At 44.9% G+C, this 2,247-nt stretch carries 2 protein-coding genes; one reads left to right on the top strand and one right to left on the bottom strand.

Annotated elements, in window-relative coordinates; all coding sequences use genetic code 11:
• On the top strand, positions 1-208 hold a 208-nt coding region (locus AB1797_13980; protein ID MEW5768696.1), incomplete at its 5' end, for a hypothetical protein.
• A gap of 537 nt (positions 209-745) precedes the next feature.
• On the opposite strand, the gene wecB is transcribed toward AB1797_13980, so the two are convergent.
• The gene (gene wecB, locus AB1797_13975) at positions 746-1,921 is read right to left on the bottom strand and encodes a UDP-N-acetylglucosamine 2-epimerase (non-hydrolyzing) (protein MEW5768695.1); all 1,176 of its coding nucleotides are present in this window, start codon (positions 1,919-1,921) and stop codon (positions 746-748) included.
• Positions 1,922-2,247 lie beyond the last annotated feature (326 nt).

The following is a 2,247-nucleotide window of genomic DNA, read 5'->3' as shown; positions in this document are numbered from 1 at the left end:
CCCTCAAATCTTCTATAAATCTGTTTCCCTCGGTTTGGTTATCTGTGAATATGGACTTATCAGAGGTCTTGCCTGTGTCAAAAAATCCTCCTCTTCGATCAAAGGCCTTGTGCGCCAGTGTATCGGCGTCTCCTTTTGCCCCATCTTTTTGCTTGGCGACTTTTTACCTGCTTATGTACAAGTTGCTAAAGGGCTCAGTAGAACATAGGGGACGGTGGTGTAGAAAGTAATTTATTTTAGCCATTGGCCTAAGATCATCTTGCCTACTGAGCTCAGTTCGGTCTTGGCTACAATCCCTCGAACGATCACATGATGTAAAACTCCGGGAGCATCTAATCTTAGGTTTCCTTGGCATAGTTCAATTATACATTCTGGTATTTGATGTGTCAAATGTTTTTTTGCTTTCTACACCACCGTCCCCCATGTCCCCCGAGCTTGGAGAGGTTTCACAACAATACTCGAAGAAATTTGATCCTAATGAAGTCATCTCCTATCTTTTTAAACAAATACTTGCAGAAGCTGTCTGACTAAACTCATGCCTCTTTGTCTTACCGATAATAAAACTGTCGGCGAATTATGTCCGTTGCTTACAAAAATGCCGGTCTAATACGTTGTCCTAACCAAATAACACCTGAAAATTTCCTGTCGCTATCTGCTCTTGGTTAAATTTAACTGCAATTTTGCTACAAATCACTTCATCTTTTAGACGCAAGCTCTCACACTAAAGTGAACCGTCCCATAAATCTTAAATCCTCGAACCCGGCTGAAACCGCCCAGGAACTTTCGCCGAGCGGCAGTAGTGGCGCAAAATCTCTATTATTCTCTGCGATGCCTTCCCGTCGCCATAAGGACTATGTGCCCGGCTCATCTTTTTATACGCCTTATCATCCATCAATAACTTAGTAGCTTCATTAAAGATTCTATCGGGATCAGTCCCTACCAGAATAGCTGTGCCTGCTGCAATCCCTTCAGGCCGTTCGGTAACCTCCCGCATAACTAATACCGGCTTTCCCAGAACAGGGGCCTCCTCTTGCACCCCCCCTGAATCTGTAATAATGATATGCGACCGATTCATAAGATAGATAAAGGGGGCATAATCTATTGGATCTATTAAATGTATATTTTCATATTTACCAAGGAGATTCATTACCGGCTTACGAACATTAGGATTGAGATGGACCGGATAGATAATCTCTATCTCCCTGAACTTTCTGGCTATTGAAGCCAAAGCCTTACATATACTTAGAAATCCCTGGCCGAAGTTTTCCCGGCGGTGACCTGTAACCAATATGAGGCGCCTGGAGGGATCTTTAATCACCGGAAGGGTGGAACCAAGCTGTTTGGCCCAGATTTGCGGGTCTTTTTTTATCACTCTGTCCCGTATCATAAGTAAGGCATCTACTATAGTATTGCCTGTTACAAATATCTTATCCTGAGGCACATTTTCTCTAAGAAGGTTTTTTTTACTTTCTTCGGTGGGAGGAAAATGGTAGGCAGCTAATCTTCCAATCAAGGCACGATTTGCCTCTTCCGGAAAAGGCGCCCTAAGATCGCCTGTTCTTAAACCCGCCTCTATATGCCCCACCGGAATCCCCGCGTAAAAAGCCGCTAAAGCAGCCACAAAGGCCGTGGTAGTATCACCCTGAACCAGAACCACATCAGGCCTTTCCTTATGCAAAATATCTCTTATGCCTGAAAGAGTATGGGAAGTAATATCATACAAATCCTGGTTATCCGTCATTATATCGAGGTCATAGTCGGGCTTGATTTCAAAGAGGTTTAGGACTTGATCCAACATTTCCCGGTGCTGGGCCGTCACGCCGAGAATAGAGATAAATTCCTTATCATTTTCCAATATCTTAATTACCGGGGCCACCTTAATGGCCTCCGGTCTTGTCCCAAATACAAAAAGGAGTCTAATCTTATTAGTCTGCACCTGCTTATCCCCTTCCCCTAATCTTTAGAGGCGTCTGTTTAGCGGATAGCTAAAGGCTGAAGGCTGAGGTTCAATAGCCTTCAGCCTTCAGTCTTCAGTCTATTCACCTGGTCGATAAATGGCCCAAACGATGAACAAGGCCGCCTATCCCAAGACCTTGGTGGTCGCTTCCTAACGGTCGGTAGAATATAGGGTAGAGTAGAGAACTGGCGAGTTACCCTCTCCAATAGCCTTAGGTGTCCTGCAATCTGTTTGCTCCCCGTTTCCAGGGAGTGCCTTAGGTACAGGCCGCCATCCACCGTAGTACTGGG

This window comes from bacterium, from assembly GCA_040753085.1.
In the GTDB taxonomy this organism is placed as follows: domain Bacteria; phylum UBA9089; class JASEGY01; order JASEGY01; family JASEGY01; genus JASEGY01.
The sequence above is the reverse complement of the archived record's forward strand: the minus strand, read 5'-3'. Positions and strand labels throughout refer to the sequence as shown.